Origin of the sequence: Pseudomonas sp. Mn2068, from assembly GCF_049319725.1 — a bacterium.
GTDB classification, from domain to species: Bacteria; Pseudomonadota; Gammaproteobacteria; order Pseudomonadales; family Pseudomonadaceae; genus Aquipseudomonas; species Aquipseudomonas gingeri.
In genome coordinates this window covers 26,826-46,949 of the sequence record NZ_JBMOUG010000009.1, presented here as the reverse complement: position 1 = coordinate 46,949, position 20,124 = coordinate 26,826, and the positions used below count along the sequence as shown (strand labels likewise).

23 protein-coding genes are annotated in these 20,124 nt (G+C 64.1%); 17 read left to right on the top strand and 6 right to left on the bottom strand.

Annotated features, from left to right (window positions below):
* Position 1: 1 nt before the first annotated feature.
* From ACL9RJ_RS20790 to hemN, 12 genes are all read left to right on the top strand, one after another.
* Positions 2-196, top strand: a complete 195-nt coding sequence (locus tag ACL9RJ_RS20790; RefSeq protein WP_275936901.1) for a cbb3-type cytochrome oxidase subunit 3 — start codon at positions 2-4, stop codon at positions 194-196.
* Positions 193-1,131 (top strand): cytochrome-c oxidase, cbb3-type subunit III, encoded by a 939-nt coding sequence (gene ccoP / locus ACL9RJ_RS20785; protein ID WP_177064314.1) that lies wholly within the window; start codon positions 193-195, stop codon positions 1,129-1,131. Before ACL9RJ_RS20790 ends, ccoP (ACL9RJ_RS20785) begins: the two co-directional genes overlap by 4 nt.
* Before the next feature lie 334 nt (positions 1,132-1,465).
* Entirely contained in the window at positions 1,466-2,908 is a 1,443-nt protein-coding gene (gene ccoN, locus ACL9RJ_RS20780) for a cytochrome-c oxidase, cbb3-type subunit I (RefSeq protein WP_017125916.1), read from the top strand.
* Positions 2,908-3,516 (top strand): cytochrome-c oxidase, cbb3-type subunit II, encoded by a 609-nt coding sequence (ccoO, locus tag ACL9RJ_RS20775; protein WP_103032485.1) that lies wholly within the window; start codon positions 2,908-2,910, stop codon positions 3,514-3,516. Before ccoN ends, ccoO begins: the two co-directional genes overlap by 1 nt.
* Before the next feature lie 5 nt (positions 3,517-3,521).
* Entirely contained in the window at positions 3,522-3,707 is a 186-nt protein-coding gene (locus ACL9RJ_RS20770; RefSeq protein WP_003175465.1) for a CcoQ/FixQ family Cbb3-type cytochrome c oxidase assembly chaperone, read from the top strand.
* Positions 3,704-4,678, top strand: coding sequence for a cytochrome-c oxidase, cbb3-type subunit III (ccoP, locus tag ACL9RJ_RS20765; RefSeq protein WP_103032486.1), 975 nt, complete (start codon positions 3,704-3,706; stop codon positions 4,676-4,678). The genes ACL9RJ_RS20770 and ccoP (ACL9RJ_RS20765) overlap by 4 nt, the downstream gene beginning before the upstream one ends.
* A gap of 304 nt (positions 4,679-4,982) precedes the next feature.
* Positions 4,983-6,398 (top strand): cytochrome c oxidase accessory protein CcoG, encoded by a 1,416-nt coding sequence (ccoG, locus tag ACL9RJ_RS20760; protein WP_017125914.1) that lies wholly within the window; start codon positions 4,983-4,985, stop codon positions 6,396-6,398.
* Positions 6,399-6,409: 11 nt separating this feature from the next.
* A complete protein-coding gene (locus tag ACL9RJ_RS20755) occupies positions 6,410-6,949 on the top strand; it encodes a FixH family protein (protein WP_017125913.1) in 540 nt (179 codons plus the stop codon).
* Positions 6,950-7,070: 121 nt separating this feature from the next.
* Complete coding sequence (locus ACL9RJ_RS20750; protein WP_422765615.1) at positions 7,071-9,476, top strand: heavy metal translocating P-type ATPase; 2,406 nt, start codon at positions 7,071-7,073, stop codon at positions 9,474-9,476.
* Between the two features lie 246 nt (positions 9,477-9,722).
* Positions 9,723-9,941: a cbb3-type cytochrome oxidase assembly protein CcoS gene (gene ccoS, locus ACL9RJ_RS20745; RefSeq protein ID WP_042935261.1), complete on the top strand. Its 219-nt coding sequence runs from the start codon at positions 9,723-9,725 to the stop codon at positions 9,939-9,941.
* Positions 9,934-10,617, top strand: coding sequence for a sulfite exporter TauE/SafE family protein (locus ACL9RJ_RS20740; RefSeq protein WP_177129801.1), 684 nt, complete (start codon positions 9,934-9,936; stop codon positions 10,615-10,617). The genes ccoS and ACL9RJ_RS20740 overlap by 8 nt, the downstream gene beginning before the upstream one ends.
* Before the next feature lie 81 nt (positions 10,618-10,698).
* Positions 10,699-12,081 (top strand): oxygen-independent coproporphyrinogen III oxidase, encoded by a 1,383-nt coding sequence (gene hemN / locus ACL9RJ_RS20735; RefSeq protein ID WP_177116415.1) that lies wholly within the window; start codon positions 10,699-10,701, stop codon positions 12,079-12,081.
* Positions 12,082-12,084: 3 nt separating this feature from the next.
* On the opposite strand, the gene ACL9RJ_RS20730 is transcribed toward hemN, so the two are convergent.
* Positions 12,085-12,624 carry a hypothetical protein gene (locus tag ACL9RJ_RS20730; RefSeq protein ID WP_422765614.1) on the bottom strand — a complete coding sequence of 180 codons (540 nt, stop codon included), beginning with the start codon at positions 12,622-12,624 and terminating at the stop codon, positions 12,085-12,087.
* A gap of 154 nt (positions 12,625-12,778) precedes the next feature.
* On the opposite strand from ACL9RJ_RS20730, the gene fnr reads away from it, so the two are divergent.
* Both fnr and ACL9RJ_RS20720 read left to right on the top strand, forming a co-directional pair.
* On the top strand, positions 12,779-13,513 hold the full coding sequence (gene fnr, locus ACL9RJ_RS20725) for a fumarate/nitrate reduction transcriptional regulator Fnr (RefSeq protein ID WP_017125907.1): 735 nt from the start codon (positions 12,779-12,781) through the stop codon (positions 13,511-13,513).
* A gap of 58 nt (positions 13,514-13,571) precedes the next feature.
* The gene (locus tag ACL9RJ_RS20720; RefSeq protein WP_017125906.1) at positions 13,572-14,120 is read left to right on the top strand and encodes an adenine phosphoribosyltransferase; all 549 of its coding nucleotides are present in this window, start codon (positions 13,572-13,574) and stop codon (positions 14,118-14,120) included.
* A gap of 14 nt (positions 14,121-14,134) precedes the next feature.
* On the opposite strand, the gene ACL9RJ_RS20715 is transcribed toward ACL9RJ_RS20720, so the two are convergent.
* From ACL9RJ_RS20715 to moaB, 3 genes are all read right to left on the bottom strand, one after another.
* Positions 14,135-15,283 carry an acyl-CoA dehydrogenase family protein gene (locus tag ACL9RJ_RS20715; RefSeq protein ID WP_177084990.1) on the bottom strand — a complete coding sequence of 383 codons (1,149 nt, stop codon included), beginning with the start codon at positions 15,281-15,283 and terminating at the stop codon, positions 14,135-14,137.
* 148 nt (positions 15,284-15,431) lie between these two features.
* On the bottom strand, positions 15,432-16,658 hold the full coding sequence (glp, locus tag ACL9RJ_RS20710; protein ID WP_017125904.1) for a gephyrin-like molybdotransferase Glp: 1,227 nt from the start codon (positions 16,656-16,658) through the stop codon (positions 15,432-15,434).
* Positions 16,642-17,181 carry a molybdenum cofactor biosynthesis protein B gene (moaB, locus tag ACL9RJ_RS20705; RefSeq protein ID WP_017125903.1) on the bottom strand — a complete coding sequence of 180 codons (540 nt, stop codon included), beginning with the start codon at positions 17,179-17,181 and terminating at the stop codon, positions 16,642-16,644. Before moaB ends, glp begins: the two co-directional genes overlap by 17 nt.
* 118 nt (positions 17,182-17,299) lie before the next feature.
* Between moaB and mobA the strand changes: the two genes are divergently transcribed.
* The 3 genes from mobA (at position 17,300) to ACL9RJ_RS20690 (ending at position 18,795) form a co-directional block, all read left to right on the top strand.
* Positions 17,300-17,899, top strand: a complete 600-nt coding sequence (gene mobA, locus ACL9RJ_RS20700; RefSeq protein ID WP_177129808.1) for a molybdenum cofactor guanylyltransferase MobA — start codon at positions 17,300-17,302, stop codon at positions 17,897-17,899.
* A gap of 64 nt (positions 17,900-17,963) precedes the next feature.
* Entirely contained in the window at positions 17,964-18,185 is a 222-nt protein-coding gene (locus ACL9RJ_RS20695; RefSeq protein ID WP_017125901.1) for a YgdI/YgdR family lipoprotein, read from the top strand.
* 163 nt (positions 18,186-18,348) lie between these two features.
* Complete coding sequence (locus tag ACL9RJ_RS20690; RefSeq protein WP_042935258.1) at positions 18,349-18,795, top strand: type II 3-dehydroquinate dehydratase; 447 nt, start codon at positions 18,349-18,351, stop codon at positions 18,793-18,795.
* Between the two features lie 21 nt (positions 18,796-18,816).
* On the opposite strand, the gene ACL9RJ_RS20685 is transcribed toward ACL9RJ_RS20690, so the two are convergent.
* Both ACL9RJ_RS20685 and ACL9RJ_RS20680 read right to left on the bottom strand, forming a co-directional pair.
* Complete coding sequence (locus ACL9RJ_RS20685) at positions 18,817-19,707, bottom strand: pseudouridine synthase (protein ID WP_422765613.1); 891 nt, start codon at positions 19,705-19,707, stop codon at positions 18,817-18,819.
* An 80-nt stretch (positions 19,708-19,787) separates the two neighbouring features.
* Positions 19,788-20,120 carry a hypothetical protein gene (locus tag ACL9RJ_RS20680; RefSeq protein ID WP_017125898.1) on the bottom strand — a complete coding sequence of 111 codons (333 nt, stop codon included), beginning with the start codon at positions 20,118-20,120 and terminating at the stop codon, positions 19,788-19,790.
* Positions 20,121-20,124: the final 4 nt, after the last annotated feature.

Here is a 20,124-nt window from a genome sequence, read left to right as displayed (position 1 = left end):
CATGGAGATGAGTAGCGGAATGATCCGCGGCCTCGGCACCCTGGTGGTGATGATTGCCTTCGTCGGCCTCGCCATCTGGGTGTTCAACGCCAAGCGCAATCCGGAGTTCGCCCAGGCGCGCATGCTGCCGTTCGCCGACGAGCCCTTGCCCGAAACACCCGAACAAGACCCTGCTACAAGGAGCAACCGGCCATGACCACCTTCTGGAGTACGTACATCTGCGTACTGACCATCGGCAGCTTGATCGGCCTGACCTGGCTGTTGCTCGGCACCCGCAAGGGCGAAACCAAGGGCAGCGTCGACCAGACCATGGGCCACAGCTTCGACGGCATCGAGGAGTACGACAACCCGTTGCCGCAGTGGTGGTTCATGCTGTTCGCCGGGACCCTGGTGTTTGCCGTCGGCTACCTGATCCTCTACCCCGGCCTGGGCAACTGGAAAGGCATCCTGCCCGGCTATGAGAACGGCTGGACCGGCGTGCACGAGTGGGAAAAGGAGATGGACAAGGCCGACGCCAAGTTCGGGCCGATCTTCGCCAGATTCGCCGCCATGCCGGTGGAGGAAGTGGCCAAGGACCCGCAGGCGCTGAAAATGGGCGGTCGCCTGTTCGCCTCCAACTGCGCGGTCTGCCATGGCTCGGACGCCAAGGGCGCCTACGGCTTCCCCAACCTCGCCGACAACATCTGGCGCTGGGGCGGCAGCGCCGAGACGATCAAGACCACCATCATGGGCGGGCGCGTCGCGGCCATGCCGGCCTGGGGCGAAATCCTCGGTGAAGACGGGGTGAAGAACGTCGCCGCCTACGTCCGTCATGACCTGGCCAAGCTGCCGCTGCCACAGGACTCCACGGCGGACCTGGCGGCGGGCCGGCAATCGTTCAGCACCACCTGCATCGCCTGCCATGGTGCCACCGGCCAGGGCAGCCCGATCATGGGGGCTCCGGACCTGACCCAGCCCGCCGGCTTTATCTACGGCAGCAGCCTGGTGCAGTTGCAGCAGACCATCCGCCACGGGCGCCAGGGCCATATGCCGGCCCAGAACGAACTGCTCGGCAACGACAAGGTGCAACTGTTGGCGGCGTACGTATTCAGTCTCTCTCACGGCAGTCAAGGAGAAGATAAGGCTCAATAAATACCGGATATTTCCTGCCGCATCGATCAGGATGCGGCAGTTCCCTGCCTGTACGCGACCAAGTGTCGCACCTCTCTTTTAGTCCGCCTACCCACTCCCGGGAATCGGTACTAAGCTTTGCAAACCTCGATCAATCCGCAACCCCTCGCCTGCCGGTCAGTCCGGGTATCCGCGAGTGCGCGTTTTGACCTTACACCGAGCATGGAAAGGCCGCAGAATCAGCGTCGTAACGTATTGACCCAGGTCATGGCGCGTTGCAATGACCCTACACTTTATCCATACTTGCGGCCGATTTTCACCCCTAATAACTATACCCAAACCGTGGAACCTTAGAATGAGCACAGCAATCAGTCCGACTGCTTATAACTATAAGGTAGTCCGCCAGTTCGCCATCATGACGGTGGTCTGGGGGATCCTTGGCATGGGGCTCGGAGTATTCATCGCCTCTCAATTGGTCTGGCCGGAGCTGAATTTCGGTCTGCCGTGGACGAGTTTTGGACGCCTGCGCCCGTTGCACACCAACCTGGTGATCTTCGCCTTCGGTGGTTGTGCATTGTTTGCCACCTCCTACTACGTGGTGCAGCGTACCTGTCAGGTGCGACTGATCTCCGACAGCCTCGCGGCCTTCCACTTCTGGGGTTGGCAGGCGGTGATCATCGGCGCCCTGGTGACCCTGCCGCTGGGTTACACCACCACCAAGGAATACGCCGAGCTGGAGTGGCCGCTGGCTATCCTCCTGGCGATCGTCTGGGTGGTCTACGCACTGGTGTTCTTCGGCACCATCGTCAAGCGCAAGACCAAGCACATCTACGTCGGCAACTGGTTCTACGGTGCGTTCATCGTCGTCACCGCCATGCTGCACATCGTCAACCACGCCTCCCTGCCGGTGAGTTTCTTCAAGTCCTACTCGGCCTACGCCGGGGCGACGGATGCGATGATCCAGTGGTGGTACGGGCACAACGCGGTGGGTTTCTTCCTGACCACCGGCTTCCTCGGGATGATGTACTACTTCGTGCCGAAACAGGCCGAGCGCCCGATCTATTCCTATCGCCTGTCCATCGTGCACTTCTGGGCACTGATCACCCTGTACATCTGGGCCGGCCCGCACCACCTGCACTACACCGCCCTGCCGGACTGGGCGCAGTCGCTGGGCATGGCCATGTCGATCATCCTGCTGGCACCGAGCTGGGGCGGCATGATCAACGGCATGATGACCCTCTCGGGCGCCTGGCATAAGCTGCGCACCGACCCGATCCTGCGCTTCCTGGTGGTATCCCTCGCGTTCTACGGCATGTCGACCTTCGAAGGGCCGATGATGGCGATCAAGACCGTCAACTCGCTGTCCCACTACACCGACTGGACCATCGGCCACGTTCACGCCGGTGCCCTGGGCTGGGTGGCGATGATTTCCATCGGCGCGATCTACCACATGATTCCCAAGCTGTTCGGGCGTGCACAGATGCACAGCGTCGGCCTGATCAACACCCATTTCTGGCTCGCGACCATCGGTACCGTGCTCTACATCGCCTCGATGTGGGTCAACGGCATCACCCAGGGCCTGATGTGGCGGGCAATCAACGACGACGGCACCCTGACCTACTCGTTCGTCGAAGCGCTGCAGGCCAGCCATCCCGGCTACATCGTTCGCGCCCTGGGCGGTGCGTTCTTCGCCAGTGGCATGCTGTTCATGGCCTACAACGTGTACCGCACCGTTCGTGCCTCGAACCCGGCTGAAGCTGAAGCCGCCGCTCAGATCGCTGTCGTTGGAGCTCACTGATGAAGCACGAAGTAGTCGAGAAGAATATCGGCCTGCTGGCCTTCTTCATGGTCATCGCCGTCAGTATCGGCGGCCTGACCCAGATCGTTCCGCTGTTCTTCCAGGACGTCACCAACAAGCCGGTCGAAGGCATGAAGCCGCGCTCGGCACTGGAACTGGAAGGCCGTGACATCTACATCGCCAACGGTTGTGTCGGCTGCCACTCGCAGATGATCCGGCCGTTCCGCGCTGAAACCGAACGCTACGGGCACTATTCGGTTGCCGGTGAAAGCGTCTGGGACCACCCGTTCCTGTGGGGTTCCAAGCGCACCGGTCCGGACCTGGCCCGTGTCGGCGGTCGTTACTCCGATGACTGGCACCGCGCGCACCTGTACAACCCGCGCAACGTGGTACCCGAGTCGAAAATGCCGGCGTACCCGTTCCTCGTGGAAAACAAGCTCGACGGCAAGGACACCGCGAAGAAAATGGAAGTCCTGCGCTCCCTCGGCGTGCCTTACACCGACGAAGACATCGCCGGTGCCAGGGACGCGGTGAAGGGCAAGACCGAAATGGACGCGCTGGTGGCCTACTTGCAGGGCCTGGGCACCATCATCAAAAGCAAACGGTGATCTGGATGGATATCGGGATGATTCGTGGCCTGGGCACCGTCGTGGTGATGGTGGCCTTTATCGGCCTGGCGTTGTGGGTATTCAGCCCCAAGCGCAAGTCGGAGTTTGAAGACGCGACCTTGCTGCCTTTCGCGGATGATCCCGAAGCCATCAAGCACGTCGAGCAAGCTTCTAGGAGTAACAAAGAATGACTACATTCTGGAGTCTGTACGTCACAGTCCTCAGCCTGGGTACCATCTTCGCCCTGACCTGGCTGCTGCTGTCGACCCGCAAGGGCCAGCGCGCCGAGCAGACCGACGAGACGGTCGGCCACTCCTTCGACGGGATCGAGGAGTACGACAACCCGTTGCCGAAATGGTGGTTCATGCTGTTCGTCGGCACCATCATCTTCGCCCTTGGCTACCTGGCGCTGTACCCGGGCCTGGGCAACTGGAAAGGCCTGCTGCCGGGTTATGGCTACCTGGACAACGAGAAGCAGACGCCCTTCGCCAACGGCCAGACCGGCTGGACCGGCGTGCATGAGTGGGAGAAGGAAATGGCCCGCTCGGACGCCAAGTTCGGACCGATCTTCGCCAAGTACGCGGCCATGCCGATCGAGGAAGTGGCCAAGGACCCGCAAGCCCTGAAAATGGGCGGCCGGCTGTTCGCGTCCAACTGCTCGGTCTGCCATGGTTCCGACGCCAAGGGTGCCTATGGCTTCCCGAACCTGACCGACGAAGACTGGCGCTGGGGCGGTGACCCGCAAACCATCAAGACCACCATCATGGGCGGTCGCCACGCGGTGATGCCGGCCTGGGCCGATGTGATCGGCGAACAGGGCGTGGCCGATGTCGCCGCGTTCGTGCTGACCAATCTCGACGGCCGCAAGCTGCCGGAAGGCGCCAAGGCCGACCCGGCCAACGGGCAGAAGCTCTTCGCCGCCAACTGCGTGGCCTGCCACGGTCCGGAAGGCAAGGGCACCCCGGCCATGGGCGCCCCGAACCTGACGCACCCGGCTGCGTTCATCTACGGTTCGAGCTTCGCGCAACTGCAGCAGACCATCCGTTACGGCCGCCAGGGCCAGATGCCTGCCCAGGAACAGACCCAGGGCAACGACAAGGTCCACCTGCTGGCCGCCTACGTCTACAGCCTGTCCCACGGCGACAACAAGCCCGCGGAATAAATACCCGGCTTGCCGCGACACCCGAGGCCCCCCCCGTGCAGACTGGCGGGGCCTTTTTCATCCGCGGGCGCTCTGCCACGGCAGCAATCGGCCCGTCGCGCCACGCGGTTTCATCTATAGTCAATTGACCTGCATCATGCTTTGTTACATTTGCTACACCATCCAGGCCATTCCCCCAACGCGACCAAAGGTCGCACACTTGAGCCGGGGTGACAGGCGTATCATTGCGCCACTGCACTACCCTTTCTGATCGCGGTCGGCATGTACTGACCGAGGCATTTTCCCCCAGCCGTGGGATGCAATGATGAGCAACCAGATTCCGGTACACGACGTTACTCCGCCTGCCAAGCACTCGAACGACACCGTCGATCTCTACGCCTCACGCGAAAAAATCTACACCCGGGCCTTCACCGGCCTGTTCCGCAACCTGCGGATGACCGGCGGCGCCGCACTGTTCCTGCTGTATTTCGGCACCGTGTGGCTGGACTGGGGCGGCCACCAGGCGGTCTGGTGGAACCTGCCCGAGCGCAAGTTCTTCATCTTCGGCGCGACCTTCTGGCCCCAGGACTTCATCCTGCTCTCGGGCATGCTGATCATCGCCGCCTTCGGCCTGTTCTTCATCACCGTCTACGCCGGGCGCGTGTGGTGCGGCTACACCTGCCCGCAAAGCGTCTGGACCTGGATCTTCATGTGGTGCGAAAAGGTCACCGAAGGCGACCGCAACCAGCGCATCAAGCTGGACAAGGCGCCCATGAGCGCCAACAAGTTCCTGCGCAAGTTCGGCAAGCACAGCCTCTGGCTGCTGATCGGCTTCGTCACCGGCATGACCTTTGTCGGCTACTTCTCGCCGATCCGCGAACTGGTCGTCGACTTCTTCACCGGCCAGGCCGATGGCTGGTCGTACTTCTGGGTCGGTTTCTTCACCCTCGCCACCTATGGCAACGCCGGCTGGCTGCGCGAGCAGGTGTGCATCTACATGTGCCCGTACGCGCGTTTCCAGAGCGTGATGTTCGACAAGGACACGCTGATCGTCTCCTACGACCCGCGTCGTGGCGAAGCCCGTGGCCCCCGCAAGAAAGGCACCGACTACAAGGCCCAGGGCCTGGGCGACTGCATCGACTGCACGATGTGCGTGCAGGTCTGCCCCACCGGCATCGACATCCGCGATGGCCTGCAGATCGAATGCATCGGCTGCGCGGCCTGCATCGACGCCTGCGACAGCATCATGGACAAGATGGAATACCCGCGCGGCCTGATCAGCTACACCACCGAACACAACCTCTCCGGGCAGAAAACCCACAAGCTGCGCCCGCGCCTGATCGGTTACGCAGTGGTGCTGCTGGCGATGATCAGCCTGCTGGTGACGGCCTTCTTCATGCGCTCGCTGGTGGGCTTCGACGTCAGCAAGGACCGCGTGCTCTATCGCGAGAATGCCGAGGGCCGGATCGAAAACGTCTACAGCCTGAAGATCATGAACAAGGACCAGCGCGACCACACCTACGTCCTCGACGCCAGCGGCCTGCCCGACCTGAAACTGCAGGGCCGGCGCGAGATCAAGGTGCCGGCCGGGGAGATCTTCAGCATGCCGTTCGAGCTGTCCAGCGCCCCCGAACAACTGCCGTCGAGCACCAACGAGGTGAAGTTCATCCTCCGCGACGCCGATGACGACAGCGTCCACATTGAAGCCAAGAGCCGATTCATCGGCCCGCAAATTCGCTAAGGGAACCCACAATGTCCGTCGCAACCGCCACCAGCCCCTGGTACAAGCACCTCTGGCCCTGGATCATCATCGGCATCCTGGCCTGCTCGGTGACCCTGACCCTGTCGATGGTGACCATCGCGGTGAAGAACCCGGACAACCTGGTCAACGACAACTACTACGAGGCCGGCAAGGGCATCAATCGCTCGCTGGACCGCGAGTTGCTGGCCCAGACCCTGAAGATGCGCGCCAACGTGCACCTCGATGAAGTCACCGGCGAAGTCGATCTGCGCCTGAGCGGCGCGAGCCAGCCTGCGACCCTGGAACTGAACCTGATCTCGCCGACCCAGCCGGAGAAGGATCGGCGGATCACCCTGAACCGCAGCGAGACGGAACAGGGCCGCTATATCGGCCAGTTGAGCGACAAGATCGAAGGCCGGCGCTTCGTCGAGTTGCTGGGGATGCAGGGCGACAAGACCTGGCGTATGTTCGAGGAAGAGCAGGTCAGCCACGACAAGGACCTGCTGCTGGGCGATGAGCCGCTGCAAGGCGCCGAAGACCTGGACAAGTAACCACGATTCCGCTTCCGTAGGAGCCGGCTTGCTGGCGATAGCGGTCTACCTGGCGATAGAGAGGTCGACTGTGAAATCGCCATCGCCAGCAAGCCGGCTCCTACAGTGACCCATGGCGCCTATGACAACCCCTATCCCCTGCTACCACTGCGCCCTGCCCGTCCCCGCCGGCAGCCGCTTCACCGCGGCCGTGCTCGGCGAAACCCGTGAATTCTGCTGCCCCGGCTGCCAGGCCGTGGCCGAAGCCATCGTCGCCGGTGGCCTGGAGCATTACTACAGCCACCGCAGCGAAGCCTCCGCCAACCCGGACGTGCTGCCCGTGCAACTGCCGGACGAACTGGCGTTGTACGACCGCGCCGATGTGCAGCAACCCTTCGTCCATCACGATGGCGAACTCGTCGAAGCCACCCTGTTGATGGAAGGCATCAGTTGCGCGGCCTGTGGCTGGCTGATCGAAAAACACCTGCGCAACCTGCCGGCCGTGGCCGAGGCACGGCTGAACCTGTCCAACCATCGCCTGCAGGTGCGCTGGATCGACAGCCAGCTGGCCCTGAGCACCCTGCTCGCCGAGTTGCGCCAGATCGGCTACGCCGCCCACCCCTACCAGCCCGACCGTGCCAGCGAACAACTGGCCAGCGAAAACCGCAAGTCCCTGCGCCAGCTGGGCCTGGCCGGCCTGCTGTGGTTCCAGGCGATGATGGCGACCATGGCCACCTGGCCGGAATTCAATATCGACCTGAGCCCCGAGTTGCACACCATCCTGCGCTGGGTCGCGCTGTTCCTCACCACGCCGATCGTGTTCTACAGCTGCGCGCCGTTCTTTCGCGGCGCCCTGCGCGACCTGCGGACCCGGCACCTGACCATGGACGTCTCGGTCTCGCTGGCGATCGGCAGTGCCTATTGCGCCGGGATCTGGACCTCGATCACCGGGGTCGGCGAGCTGTACTTCGATGCCGTGGGCATGTTCGCGCTGTTCCTGCTCGCCGGTCGCTACCTGGAGCGTCGCGCCCGCGAACGCACGGCGGCGGCCACCGCGCAACTGGTCAACCTTCTGCCGGCCTCCTGCCTGCGCCTGCTGGCGGACGGCCAGAGCGAACGGATCCTGCTCGGCGAACTGCGCCTGGGCGATCGTGTCCTGGTGCATCCCGGCGCCGTCCTGCCGGCGGACGGCCGGATTGTCGAAGGCCAGTCGAGCATCGACGAATCGCTGCTGACCGGGGAATACCTGCCGCAACCGCGCACGTCGGGAGACGCGGTCACCGCCGGTACGCTGAACGTCGAAGGCGCACTGACGGTCGAGGTCCTGGCCCTCGGCCAGGACACCCGGCTGTCCGCCATCGTCCGCCTGCTGGAACGCGCCCAGAGCGAAAAACCGCGCCTGGCGGAAATCGCCGACCGCGCCTCGCAATGGTTTCTCCTGCTGTCGCTGATCGCCGCGGCGGCCATCGGCCTGCTCTGGTGGCAGCTCGACCCGGACCGGGCGTTCTGGATCGTCCTGGCGATGCTGGTGGCGACCTGCCCATGCGCGCTGTCGCTGGCCACTCCGACGGCGCTGACCGCCGCCACCGGCACCCTGCACAAGCTCGGCCTGCTGCTGACCCGTGGCCATGTCCTCGAAGGCCTGAACCAGATCGACACGGTGATCTTCGACAAGACCGGCACCCTTACCGAAGGCCGCCTGGCCTTGCGCGCCATCCGCCCCCTGGGGGAACTGGACAGCGAGCGCTGCCTGGCCCTGGCCGCCGCCCTGGAAAACCGCTCCGAACACCCGATCGCCAGGGCTTTCGGTCGTGCCCCGCAAGCCGCCGAAGAGGTCCAGGCCACTCCCGGGCGCGGCCTGCAGGGGCGGGTCGGCGAACAGCAACTGCGTATCGGCCAGGCGGCGTTCGTCTGCGAACTCAGCGGCTGCGCGATACCCGCACCACCGGACACCGCCGGACAATGGCTGCTGCTGGGCGACAGCCACGGCGCGCTGGCCTGGTTTGTCCTCGATGACCGCCTGCGCGGCGATGCCCCGGCCTTGCTCGCCGCCTGTCGCGCGCGGGGCTGGCGGACCCTGCTGCTGTCCGGCGACAGCTCGCCGATGGTCGCCAGCGTCGCCGCCGAACTGGGCATCGACGAGGCCCGTGGCGGGCTGCATCCGGATGACAAGTTGCAGGTCCTGAAGCAACTGCAGCAACAGGGACGCAAGGTGCTGATGCTCGGCGACGGCGTCAACGACGTGCCAGTACTGGCCGCCGCCGATATCAGCGTCGCCATGGGCTCGGCCACGGACCTGGCGAAAACCAGCGCCGACGCGGTACTGCTGTCCAATCGCCTGGACGCCCTGGTGCAGGCCTTCGACCTGGCCCGCCGCACCCGTCGGGTAATCATCGAGAACCTGGTCTGGGCGGCGCTGTACAATGGCCTCATGTTGCCGTTCGCCGCCCTCGGCTGGATCACGCCGGTGTGGGCGGCGGTCGGTATGTCCATCAGTTCGTTGACCGTGGTACTAAACGCCTTGCGTCTGACCCGCCAGATCACGTGAAAACTACTGCGCTCGAAAATACTGCGTTAAAAACAGGCTCGGACGAACGAAGTGAGAACGTCCGAAGGACGGCCCGGAGGGCGAACGAAGTGAGTAATGCTCATTTACAGCCAGTAAACTCCGCTTCCTCGCCTGTTTTTGCCTTGTCTTTCCTTCGCTCGCTACGTTTTCACGCGACCTGGACCTGAAAAGTCATGAAAAATCAAAACCCGCTGCCGGCCTGAGCCGCGCGGGCCTGGAGCAAAGATGCCAGCTCTCTACGTGATGATCCCGGCGGCACTGCTGATCGTCGCCATCGCCGTCTACATCTTCTTCTGGGCGGTGGACAGCGGCCAGTACGACGATCTCGACGGTCCGGCCCACAGCATCCTGTTCGACGACCAGGACCCGAACCACAAGGCCGCCATCGACGAGGCCGACGGGACGCCGCGCGACCACGACCAGCAGGCCCCGCCCCATGCTTGAACTGGCACCCCTGCTGGTCTCGGCGGTGATTCTCGGCCTGCTCGGCGGCGGCCATTGCCTGGGCATGTGCGGCGGCCTGATGGGCGCCCTGACCCTGGCGATCCCCAAGGAACAACGGGCCCGGCGCCTGCACCTGCTGCTGGCCTACAACCTCGGGCGGATTCTCAGCTACGCCACCGCCGGCCTGTTGATCGGCCTCGCCGGCTGGGCCGTGGCCAGCAGCCCGGCGGCGATGCTGCTACGGGTGCTGGCCGGCCTGCTGCTGATCGCCATGGGCCTGTACCTGGCCGGCTGGTGGAGCGGCCTGACCCGCGTGGAAAGCCTCGGGCGCGGCCTGTGGCGGCATATCCAGCCCGTCGCCAGCCGCCTGCTGCCGGTGTCGAGCCTGCCCCGCGCCTTGCTGCTCGGCGCGCTGTGGGGCTGGCTGCCCTGCGGCCTGGTCTACAGCACGCTGCTGTGGGCGGCGAGCCAGGGCAATGCCGTCGACAGCGCGCTGTTGATGCTGGCCTTCGGCCTCGGCACCTGGCCGGTGCTGCTGGCCACCGGGCTGGCGGCGGAGCGGGTCACGGCCGTGCTGCGCAAGCGCAGCGTGCGCCTGGGCGGTGGGCTGCTGGTCATGCTGTTCGGCCTGTGGACCCTGCCCGGCCCGCACCAGCATTGGCTGATGGGCCATTGAGGCGCTTGATACAGGTCAAGATGCGTTCCAGGCCCATCCCCTAAACTCCGGGCATTGCAGCCAATCCGGGGGAACGCCCGCATGCTCGACGCCATTCGTTGGGACTCTGATCTGATCCACCGCTACGACCTCGCGGGACCGCGCTACACCTCCTACCCCACCGCCGTGCAGTTCAACAGCCAGGTCGGCACCTTCGACCTGCTGCATGCCCTGCGCGACAGCCGCAAGGCCCTGCGACCGCTGTCGCTGTATGTGCATGTGCCGTTCTGCGCGAACATCTGCTACTACTGCGCCTGCAACAAGGTCATCACCAAGGACCGTGGCCGGGCCCAGCCCTACCTGCAACGCCTGGAGCAGGAAATCCAGCTGGTGGCCTGCCACCTGGACCCGAACCAGAAAGTCGAGCAGTTGCACTTCGGCGGCGGGACGCCGACCTTCCTCAGCCATGACGAACTGCGCCAATTGATGGGCAGCCTGCGCCGGCACTTCAACCTGCTGGACGACGATTCCGGCGACTACGGCATCGAGATCGACCCGCGGGAGGCCGACTGGTCGACCATGGGCCTGCTCCGCGAACTGGGTTTCAACCGGGTCAGTATCGGCCTGCAGGACCTCGACCCGAATGTGCAGCGGGCGGTCAATCGCCTGCAAAGCCTGGAGGAAACCCGCGCGGTGATCGAGGCGGCGCGGACCCTGCAGTTCCGCTCGATCAACATCGACCTGATCTACGGCCTGCCCAAGCAGACACCGGAACACTTTGCGCGCACGGTCGACGAAGTGATCAACCTGCAACCGGATCGACTCTCGGTCTTCAACTACGCCCACCTGCCCGAGCGTTTCCTGCCCCAGCGGCGGATCAACGGCCATGAGCTGCCGGCCCCGGCCGACAAGCTGGAAATGCTCCATCGCACCATAGAGCAACTGACCGCCGCCGGTTATCGTTATATCGGCATGGACCATTTCGCCCTGCCCGATGACGAGTTGGCGATCGCCCAGGAAGAATCAACCCTGCAGCGCAATTTCCAGGGCTACACCACCCATGGTCATTGCGACCTGATCGGCCTGGGTGTCTCGGCCATCAGCCAGATCGGCGATCTGTACTGCCAGAACAGCAGCGACCTGAACCAGTACCAGAACACCCTCGCCAGCGCCCAGCTGGCCACCAGCCGTGGCCTGTTGTGCAACGCCGACGACCGCCTGCGCCGGGAAGTGATCCAACAGATCATCTGCAATTTCAGCCTGGAGTTCGCCCGTATCGAACAGCAGTTCACCCTCGACTTCAGGGGTTATTTCGCAGCGCTCTGGCCGCAACTGACGGCCATGGCCGAGGATGGCCTGATCGAGCTGGACAGCGAGCGACTCACCGTCCTGCCGGCGGGGCGCCTGCTGGTCCGGTCGGTATGCATGGTGTTCGATGCCTACCTGGGACAGCAGAATCGCCAACGCTTTTCCCGGGTGATCTAGGCCTCAGCTGGCTTTCGGCAGACTCGCCAGTTGTTGCGCCTGGGTCATCTGGTCGCTGTTCAGGCCATCCGCCTCCATGGCCTTGCCCAGGACGGTATTGGCCTTGGTCAGCGCGGCATTGAGGCCACTCATGGCCGAGGTCAGGTTGAAGATCTTGATCTCGGCGATTTTCGGGTCAAGCTCCTTGTCGTTGCGAATTTTCTCCAGCTCGGCACGCAACTGCGCCAGTTTCCGTTGCAGGTCGCGAATGTTCTTCAACGCGGACTGGGTCCTGGACGGCAGGTCACTGTCTTCGATATCGGCGTATTCGCCCGAGCCGGAGCCCTTGACCGCCTGCTGCTTGCCTGCCTCGGACAGGCTGACCTTGACCCCTTCGGGTGCCGTCGGCTGCTCCTGGTCGATTTCATCGGCCCTGCCGGTATTGCGCAGGATCTGCTCGCGGCTGGCCTTGATCGCGGCGGCGGACGCGGCGTCCATGGTGTCGGCGTTACGGGGGACTTCGGTGATGGCGAACAGCGGGACGGAATTGCCGATGGCGGTCATGTGGGGTGCTCCATGCGATAGAGGGTCAAGCTTTGTATCGACATTGGTACGAACAACTTTAGAAAGGTGCGCCATTTTGGCGCAGGCTGGCCTCGGCAACCCTCACTGGGTTACCCTTACGTCTTATGTGTGTTTTCCCACAAGGATTTAAGAAATGTCTGAGCCCGTGAAATTGCGCGCCCACAGCCAGGCCCATTGCAAGGATTGCAGCCTGGCTCCTCTCTGCCTGCCACTTTCACTGAATCTGGAAGACATGGATGCGCTGGACGAAATCGTCAAACGCGGGCGTCCGCTGAAAAAAGGCGAATTCCTGTTTCGCCAGGGCGACACCTTCGGCTCCGTCTATGCGGTACGTTCCGGGGCCTTGAAGACCTTCAGCCTGAGCGACGCCGGCGAAGAACAGATCACCGGCTTCCACTTGCCGAGCGAACTGGTCGGGCTGTCCGGCATGGACACCGAGACCTACCCGGTGTCGGCCCAGGCGCTGGAGACCACCTCGGTCTGCGAGATTCCCTTCGAGCGCCTGGACGAACTGGCCCTGCAACTGCCGCAATTGCGCCGGCAGTTGATGCGGGTGATGAGCCGGGAAATCCGTGACGACCAGCAGATGATGCTGTTGCTGTCGAAAAAGACCGCCGACGAGCGCATCGCCACCTTCCTGGTCAACCTCTCGGCGCGTTTCCGTGCCCGTGGCTTCTCCGCCAACCAGTTCCGCCTGAGCATGTCGCGCAACGAGATCGGCAACTACCTGGGGCTGGCGGTGGAAACCGTTTCCCGGGTATTCACCCGCTTCCAGGCCAGCGAATTGATCGTCGCCGAAGGCAAGGAAGTGCACATCCTCGACCCGATCCAGCTCTGCGCGCTCGCCGGGGGCTCGCTGGAAGGCTGATCCAGACACCCGTCGCGGGTATACTGCGGTGCTTACAGCCCCCCAGGACACCGCGACGATGGCCTTCGACAGCTTCGATATCAAATCCCTGATCCGCCCGGTTATCGACTTTCCGAAACCGGGAGTGATCTTCCGCGACATCACGCCGCTGTTTCAGTCGCCACGGGCGATCCGGCTGGTGGCCGATACCTTTATCCACCGCTATGTCGAAACCGACTTCAGCCATATCGGCGCCATGGATGCCCGCGGTTTCCTGATCGGCTCGATCATCGCCTACCAGTTGAACAAGCCGCTGATCCTGTTCCGCAAGCAGGGCAAGTTGCCGGCCGACGTGCTGTCCGAGAGCTATCAGACCGAATACGGCGAAGCCTTCCTCGAAGTCCATGCCGATAGCCTGTGCGAAGGCGACTCGGTGCTGATCTTCGATGACCTGATCGCCACCGGCGGCACGCTGATCGCCGCCGCCAACCTGGTGCGGCGCATGGGCGCCAAGGTCTTCGAGGCCGGCGCCATCATCGACCTGCCGGAACTCGGCGGCTCCCAGCGCCTGAACGACATGGGCATCCCGACCTACTGCCTGACCCGGTTCTCCCTGTCGGAGAAGTAATCCTTCACCACGGCTCAGAGGCCCATCTGCTTGCCGATGATTTCGTTCATCACTTCGCGGGTGCCGCCACCGATGGAAAGGATGCGGTTGTCGCGGTACAAGCGCTCCACCAGGCTCTCGCGCATATAACCGAGGCCGCCAAGGATCTGCACCGCATCGTGGGTGATGCGGTCGGCGGTGTCGGTGGCGAAATTCTTCGCCATCGACACCTCCTTGATCACGCTCTGGCCCGCGGCCATCCTCGCCGCCTGGCGGTAGGTGAACTCCCGGGAAACCTCCAGCGCGGTGGCCATCTCCGCCAGGCGATGCCTGATCACCTGGAATTTGCCGATGGGTTTGCCGAAGGCCTCGCGCTGCCGGGCCCATTTCAGGCTTTCTTCCAGGGCCAGTTGGGCGGTCATGTTGGCCATGATCGCCAGGGCCAGGCGCTCACTCTGGAAATTGCCCATGATGCAGGCAAAGCCCATGTTCTCGGCCCCGATCAGGTTGCCTGCCGGGACCCGGCAATCGTCGAAGAACAGCTCGGCGGTATCCGATGCCCACCAGCCCATTTTCTTCAGCTGTCGGCCCACCGTGAAACCCGGCGTGCCCTTCTCGATCAGCAGCAGGCTGATCCCGCCAAAGCCCGGCGCGCCGGTGCGCACCGCCACGGTGTAGTAGTCGGCGCGGATGCCACTGGTAATGAAGGTCTTGCTGCCGCTGACCCGGTAGCAGTCGCCGTCGCGCACGGCGCGGGTCTGCAGGTTGGCGACGTCCGAGCCGCCGCCCGGTTCGGTCACCGCCAGGGCGCTGATCTTTTCCCCGGCGAGCACGGCCGGCACCACCCGCTCGCGAACCTCGGGACGCGCCCATTTGACGATGGGCGGCAGGCCGATATCCAGGGAACCGAGCCCCGCCACCAGTCCGCCGGAACCGCAGCGCATCAGTTCTTCGCTGGCCGCCACCTTGGCGAACAGGTCACCTTCGTGACTGCCGCCCAGCGCTTCGGGATAACCGATACCGAGGATGCCCGCCGCGCCGGCCTTGAGGTAAAGCTCGCGGGGAAAGCCTTCGGCCTCTTCCCACTGCTCGATGTCCGGAAGGATCTCGCGTTCGACAAAACGCCTGACGCTGTCACGCACCAGTTGGTGGCTGGGATCGAAGTATTCCTGAAAGGCAGACATCGGCAAGCTCCCTGAGAAGACTCAGGAAACTTACCTAGCGCTTGCTTGGTTTTCAACCTATATCTGAGGGCTTGCCGCGAAACGACCCTTCTTCGCGGGCAAGCCCGCTCCCACAAAAGCCCGGCGCCTGAGGGTTTTGCCAGTGCACCTAACCCAACACTTCACTCAGGGGAATGAAGTTGACCCAATCCCCTTCCACCAGCGTGCTGTCTTCCAGCACCTCCACCAGGCCCTCGGCCCAGGCCGCACTGCGCAGCACGCCGGAGCTCTGGTTGCGGTAGATGATCGCCCGGCCGTTTTCCAGGCGCCCGCGCAGGTATTCCCGGCGATTACCCGGTTTCGGCCAGACAAAGCCGGCCGGAACCCTGAACTGCAGCGGCTGGACCTGCTGCACGCCCAGGCGACGCAGCAGGTAAGGCCGGGCCAGCAGTGCAAAGGTCACCAGTGTCGACGCCGGATTACCCGGCAGGCCGATCACCGGCACGCCACGAAAATGCCCGAAGGTCAGCGGCTTTCCAGGCTTGATCGCCAGCTTCCAGAGGTCCAGCTCGCCTTCTTCGCGCAGGGCGATGCCGAGGAAGTCCGCCTCACCGACCGATACTCCGCCGGTGGACAGGATCAGGTCCACATCCCCCAGCTCCGCCAGGCGCTGGCGGGTGGTCGGCAGGTCATCCGGGAGGATGCCGGCGTCCACCACTTCGCAGCCCAGGCGCTTGAGCCAGCTGCACAGCAGGACACGGTTGCTGTTGTAGATCTGCCCCGGCCCCAGTGCCCGGCCCGGCTCGATCAGCTCATCGCCGGTCGATAGCACCGCAACGCGGACCCGGCGAATCACCGCCAGCCCGGCACACCCCAGGGACGCGGCCAGGCCCTGCTCGATCGGCCCCAGGCGGGTGCCCGCCGCCAGTACCTGTTCGCCGACCGTGGTTTCCTGCCCCTGGGGACGGATGTTCTGTTGCAGCACCAGCGGCTCGGTAAAACGTATCCGCTGATCGGCCTGGACCTCGGCGTTTTCCTGCATTTCCACGCAATCGGCGCCGGCCGGGACCGGGGCCCCGGTAAAGATCCGCGCACAGGTCCCGGGCAACAGCGGCGCCGGCGCCTGTCCGGCGAAAATCCGCTGGCTGACCGGCAACGGCTCGCCCTGCCAGTCGGCCAGGCGCAAGGCGTAACCGTCCATGGCGCTGTTGGGCCACGGCGGCAGGTCGAGGCTGGAAACCAGGTCTTCGGCCAGCACCCGGCCCTCGGTCTCTGCCAGCGGCAGGTATTCGGCCTCGCGGATCGGGGCCGCCTCGGCCAGTTCCAGCAGTCGGGCCAGGGCGACCTCGACCGGAATCAAGGCACCGGTCTTGCCCGGCTTACCCGCGGGATTCACAAGGTGCCGCCTGTTTCAGGTGAGGAACGAAATTGCACGGCCGATGGCGCGAGTCCAGTTGCTCGGCGAGGATTCCGTCCCAGCCGGTCCGAACCGCGTTGGTCGAGCCCGGCAGGCAGCAGACCAGGGTCCCGTTGGCGAGCCCGGCCAGGGCCCGGGACTGCACGGTGGACGTGCCGATATCGGCCACGGAAATCTGCCGGAACAGTTCGCCGAAGCCGTCGACCTGCTTGTCCAGCAGGCACGCGACGGCTTCCGGGGTGCTGTCACGACCGGTGAAGCCGGTCCCACCGGTGATCAGCACGACCTGGACCACGTCCTCGGCGATCCAGGTGGCGACTTGCGCGCGGATCCGGTACAGATCATCCTTGAGCAATACCCGCTCGGCGAGGCGATGACCGGCGGCGGTCAGGCGATCGACGAAGACCTGCCCGGAAGTATCGGTTTCAAAGGTGCGGGTGTCACTGACAGTCAAGACCGCGATGTTCAGCGGTACGAAGGGTGTATCAGCCTTGGCTTTCATAGGCTTGGTCCAGTTGTTGTAGGAGAAACAGGCCGGTGTTATATCACAGCGCCACGGTTCATAGAGGCCGTCATACCGGCTCTGGCCGGCTCCGCCACCGTCCCTGTCGAGGCTTGCAATGTCGCTGATCAATATCTCCATTCTGCTCCTGGCCGGCGGCCGTGGCCAACGCATGGGCGGCCAGGACAAGGGCCTGCTGGAATGGCGCGGCCAGCCGCTGATCGCCCATCTGCACGCGACGACGCGACCGCTGACCGATGACCTGATCATTTCCTGCAACCGCAATCGGCAACGCTACGCGGCCTACGCCGACCGCCTGGTATCCGACGACAGCGACGATTTCCCCGGGCCCCTGGCCGGGATTCGTGCCGGGTTGGCGGTGGCTCGCCACTCGCACCTGCTGGTATTGCCCTGTGACGTGCCGCAGGTCGATCGCGACCTGCTCCAGGGCATGCTCGACACGGCCGGCCAGCACCCGGACCGACCGCTGATGGTGCGCCAGGGCGAACACTGGGAGCCGCTGCTGTGCGTGATTCCCGTGGCCCTGGCCGCAGCGTTCGCCAGTGCCTGGGCAACCGGCGAACGCAGCCCGCGCAAGGTCATGCTGCCCTTGCAGGCCCAGGCCCTGCAGTGCCCGCCGGACGATCCGCGGCTGGCCAATCTCAACACTCCGCGTCTGCTTCAGCATTGCGACAGCCTGCCGGATGGACACGGCTGAGGAACTTGCTGAAAATGCTGTCGTCTCAGTAGTAATCAATCCGAATTCTTTCTGGAGAAACACCATGACTCAACGGACCCTCGCCGCACTCATGCTGACCATGGGCCTGGCGACCCTCGCCGGCTGTTCATCGCCGACCGTGATCACCCTGAACGACGGGCGTGAGATCCAGGCCGTGGACACTCCTAAATATGATTCCGAATCGGGCTTCTACGAGTTCAAGCAGCTGGACGGCAAGAACACCCGCATCAACAAGGATCAGGTGCGCACCGTCAAGGAGCTGTAAGCCCTTCGCAAGCCCCCTGCAAAGCCCGCCCTGTGCGGGCTTTGTCGTTTCCGACGACCAGAAGGCCGTCGGCAGGCGCAACCCGGCGCCGACGCCTATTCTATGGAGAACCCTGTCCAGGCCTTGTGTCCTTGCGCAAAGGGGCCCCTACGAGAGGCGAACCATGAAAGTCCTCATGCTCCACGGCATCAACCACAATCTGTTCGGCAAGCGCGAACCGATCCGCTATGGCGGGATCACGCTGGAGCAGATCGACGCCCGTTTGCTGAACCTGGCCAGGGAACTGCAGGTCGACGTCGCCAGCTACCAGACCAACAACGAAGGGGCGATGTGCGCCCGCATCGAGCGGGGCGCCAGCGAGCATGTCGACGCCGTGCTGATCAATGCCGGAGCCTGGGCCCACAGCAGCTACGATATCCGCGATGCCCTGGCGCGCCTGAGGGTCCCGGTGGTGGAGCTGCACATGGCGAATATCCACGGTCGCGAGACGCTGCACCATCCCTCGGTGCTGGCCGAAGTGAGCGTGGGGCAGATCTGCGGGTTCGGCGTCGACAGCTACCTGCTGGGCCTGCGCGCGGTGGTCGGCGCGGCCCACGCCATGCCGGACTGAACCCGGTTCACCATGGTCGATTCACCAGTGCAGAATGATTTCGCTCTCGAAGTGACGCTCCTGCCCACTGACCGGATCGACGAAACGCAAGGCCTGGGCCAGCAGCTTGAGCGGATTGGCGTAGTCGTCCTCGACGTCCTTGAGCACCTGTGGATAAAACGGGTCGTTGCAGATTCCCGCGCCCAGGGCAGCCATGTGCACCCGCAACTGGTGTTTCTTGCCGGTCACCGGGTACAGGGCATAACGCCACAGACCGTCGTTCCGCTCGACCACTTCGATGGCTGTCTCGGTGTTGCTGGCGCCCTCGCCTTCGCGCATGCGGAAGAACGGCTCGCCCTCCACCAGGCGACTCTTGTGGACCCGTGGAAAGGACAGTTCGGGCAAGGCACGGGCAATCGCCTCGTAGCGCTTCTCGATCCGGCGGGTCGGAAACAGCGACTGATAAGCCGAACGACTCTCGGGATTGGCCGAAAACAGCACCAGCCCGGCGGTATGCCGGTCGATCCGGTGCAGCGGCACCAGGTTGGGGTTGTCCAGCCGGCGGATCAGCCGGCGCAGCAAGGTTTGCTCGACATACTCGCCGGCCGGGGTCACCGGCAGGAAATGCGGCTTGTCGGCCACCACCAGGTGCTCGTCCGCGTAGAGGATCGTCTCCGTGACCGGAATCGGCGTCTCGTTCGGCACTTCGCGAAAGTAATGAATCTTCAGGCCTTCGCAATAGGCCAGCTGTGCCGTGATCGGCCGGCCCTCGGCATCGAGCACCCGGCCCCGGGCAATGCGGTCGAGCCACTGCTCGCGACCGATGGCCTGGAAGTGCTCGCACAGGCACTCCAGCACGGTGGACCAGGCACCCGGTGGCAGGTACAGGGTGCTGGCCTGGTTTTCGGCGGCGTTGAAAGGCAAAGCGGACATGACGGGGCTCGAACGGTTGGCTAGGCCGGCATTATCCGGCAAGACCCGGGCGCCCCGTCAATCAATCGTGCCACCAGACCTCAGCCGGCCGCCAGCTGGCTCTTCACCAGGGTCGCGCCGGCCGCCTCGGTGTAGTCCTTCAGCCAGCGCAACACATCCACCGCTTCCCAGCGCCCCGGATCGTACAGCGCATAGAGCAATCCCTGGTACCCCACCACATCCAGTTGGCGGTGATAGCCCGCCCGCTGGAACAACGCCTCGATTTCCGCGAAGCAGGTGTTGAAATGCAGCTTGTTGAACGGCGTCTTGCCTTCCGTCACCAGCCCATCGAGGCGCAACTCCAGCACCGCTTCGCGGACGACATCCGCGGACATGCGGTTCACGCTGGCTTTCAATTGTTCGACGTTGACCATGCTT

Bases quoted from the DNA above. Each gene is read 5' to 3' on its own strand.
- ACL9RJ_RS20790 (WP_275936901.1), top strand. From the start codon at position 2: ATGGAGATGAGTAGCGGAATGATCCGCGGCCTCGGCACCCTGGTGGTG.
- ccoP (WP_177064314.1), top strand. From the start codon at position 193: ATGACCACCTTCTGGAGTACGTACATCTGCGTACTGACCATCGGCAGC.
- ccoN (WP_017125916.1), top strand. From the start codon at position 1,466: ATGAGCACAGCAATCAGTCCGACTGCTTATAACTATAAGGTAGTCCGC.
- ccoO (WP_103032485.1), top strand. From the start codon at position 2,908: ATGAAGCACGAAGTAGTCGAGAAGAATATCGGCCTGCTGGCCTTCTTC.
- ACL9RJ_RS20770 (WP_003175465.1), top strand. From the start codon at position 3,522: ATGGATATCGGGATGATTCGTGGCCTGGGCACCGTCGTGGTGATGGTG.
- ccoP (WP_103032486.1), top strand. From the start codon at position 3,704: ATGACTACATTCTGGAGTCTGTACGTCACAGTCCTCAGCCTGGGTACC.
- ccoG (WP_017125914.1), top strand. From the start codon at position 4,983: ATGAGCAACCAGATTCCGGTACACGACGTTACTCCGCCTGCCAAGCAC.
- ACL9RJ_RS20755 (WP_017125913.1), top strand. From the start codon at position 6,410: ATGTCCGTCGCAACCGCCACCAGCCCCTGGTACAAGCACCTCTGGCCC.
- ACL9RJ_RS20750 (WP_422765615.1), top strand. From the start codon at position 7,071: ATGACAACCCCTATCCCCTGCTACCACTGCGCCCTGCCCGTCCCCGCC.
- ccoS (WP_042935261.1), top strand. From the start codon at position 9,723: ATGCCAGCTCTCTACGTGATGATCCCGGCGGCACTGCTGATCGTCGCC.
- ACL9RJ_RS20740 (WP_177129801.1), top strand. From the start codon at position 9,934: ATGCTTGAACTGGCACCCCTGCTGGTCTCGGCGGTGATTCTCGGCCTG.
- hemN (WP_177116415.1), top strand. From the start codon at position 10,699: ATGCTCGACGCCATTCGTTGGGACTCTGATCTGATCCACCGCTACGAC.
- ACL9RJ_RS20730 (WP_422765614.1), bottom strand. From the start codon at position 12,624: ATGACCGCCATCGGCAATTCCGTCCCGCTGTTCGCCATCACCGAAGTC.
- fnr (WP_017125907.1), top strand. From the start codon at position 12,779: ATGTCTGAGCCCGTGAAATTGCGCGCCCACAGCCAGGCCCATTGCAAG.
- ACL9RJ_RS20720 (WP_017125906.1), top strand. From the start codon at position 13,572: ATGGCCTTCGACAGCTTCGATATCAAATCCCTGATCCGCCCGGTTATC.
- ACL9RJ_RS20715 (WP_177084990.1), bottom strand. From the start codon at position 15,283: ATGTCTGCCTTTCAGGAATACTTCGATCCCAGCCACCAACTGGTGCGT.
- moaB (WP_017125903.1), bottom strand. From the start codon at position 17,181: ATGAAAGCCAAGGCTGATACACCCTTCGTACCGCTGAACATCGCGGTC.
- mobA (WP_177129808.1), top strand. From the start codon at position 17,300: ATGTCGCTGATCAATATCTCCATTCTGCTCCTGGCCGGCGGCCGTGGC.
- ACL9RJ_RS20695 (WP_017125901.1), top strand. From the start codon at position 17,964: ATGACTCAACGGACCCTCGCCGCACTCATGCTGACCATGGGCCTGGCG.
- ACL9RJ_RS20690 (WP_042935258.1), top strand. From the start codon at position 18,349: ATGAAAGTCCTCATGCTCCACGGCATCAACCACAATCTGTTCGGCAAG.
- ACL9RJ_RS20685 (WP_422765613.1), bottom strand. From the start codon at position 19,707: ATGTCCGCTTTGCCTTTCAACGCCGCCGAAAACCAGGCCAGCACCCTG.
- ACL9RJ_RS20680 (WP_017125898.1), bottom strand. From the start codon at position 20,120: ATGGTCAACGTCGAACAATTGAAAGCCAGCGTGAACCGCATGTCCGCG.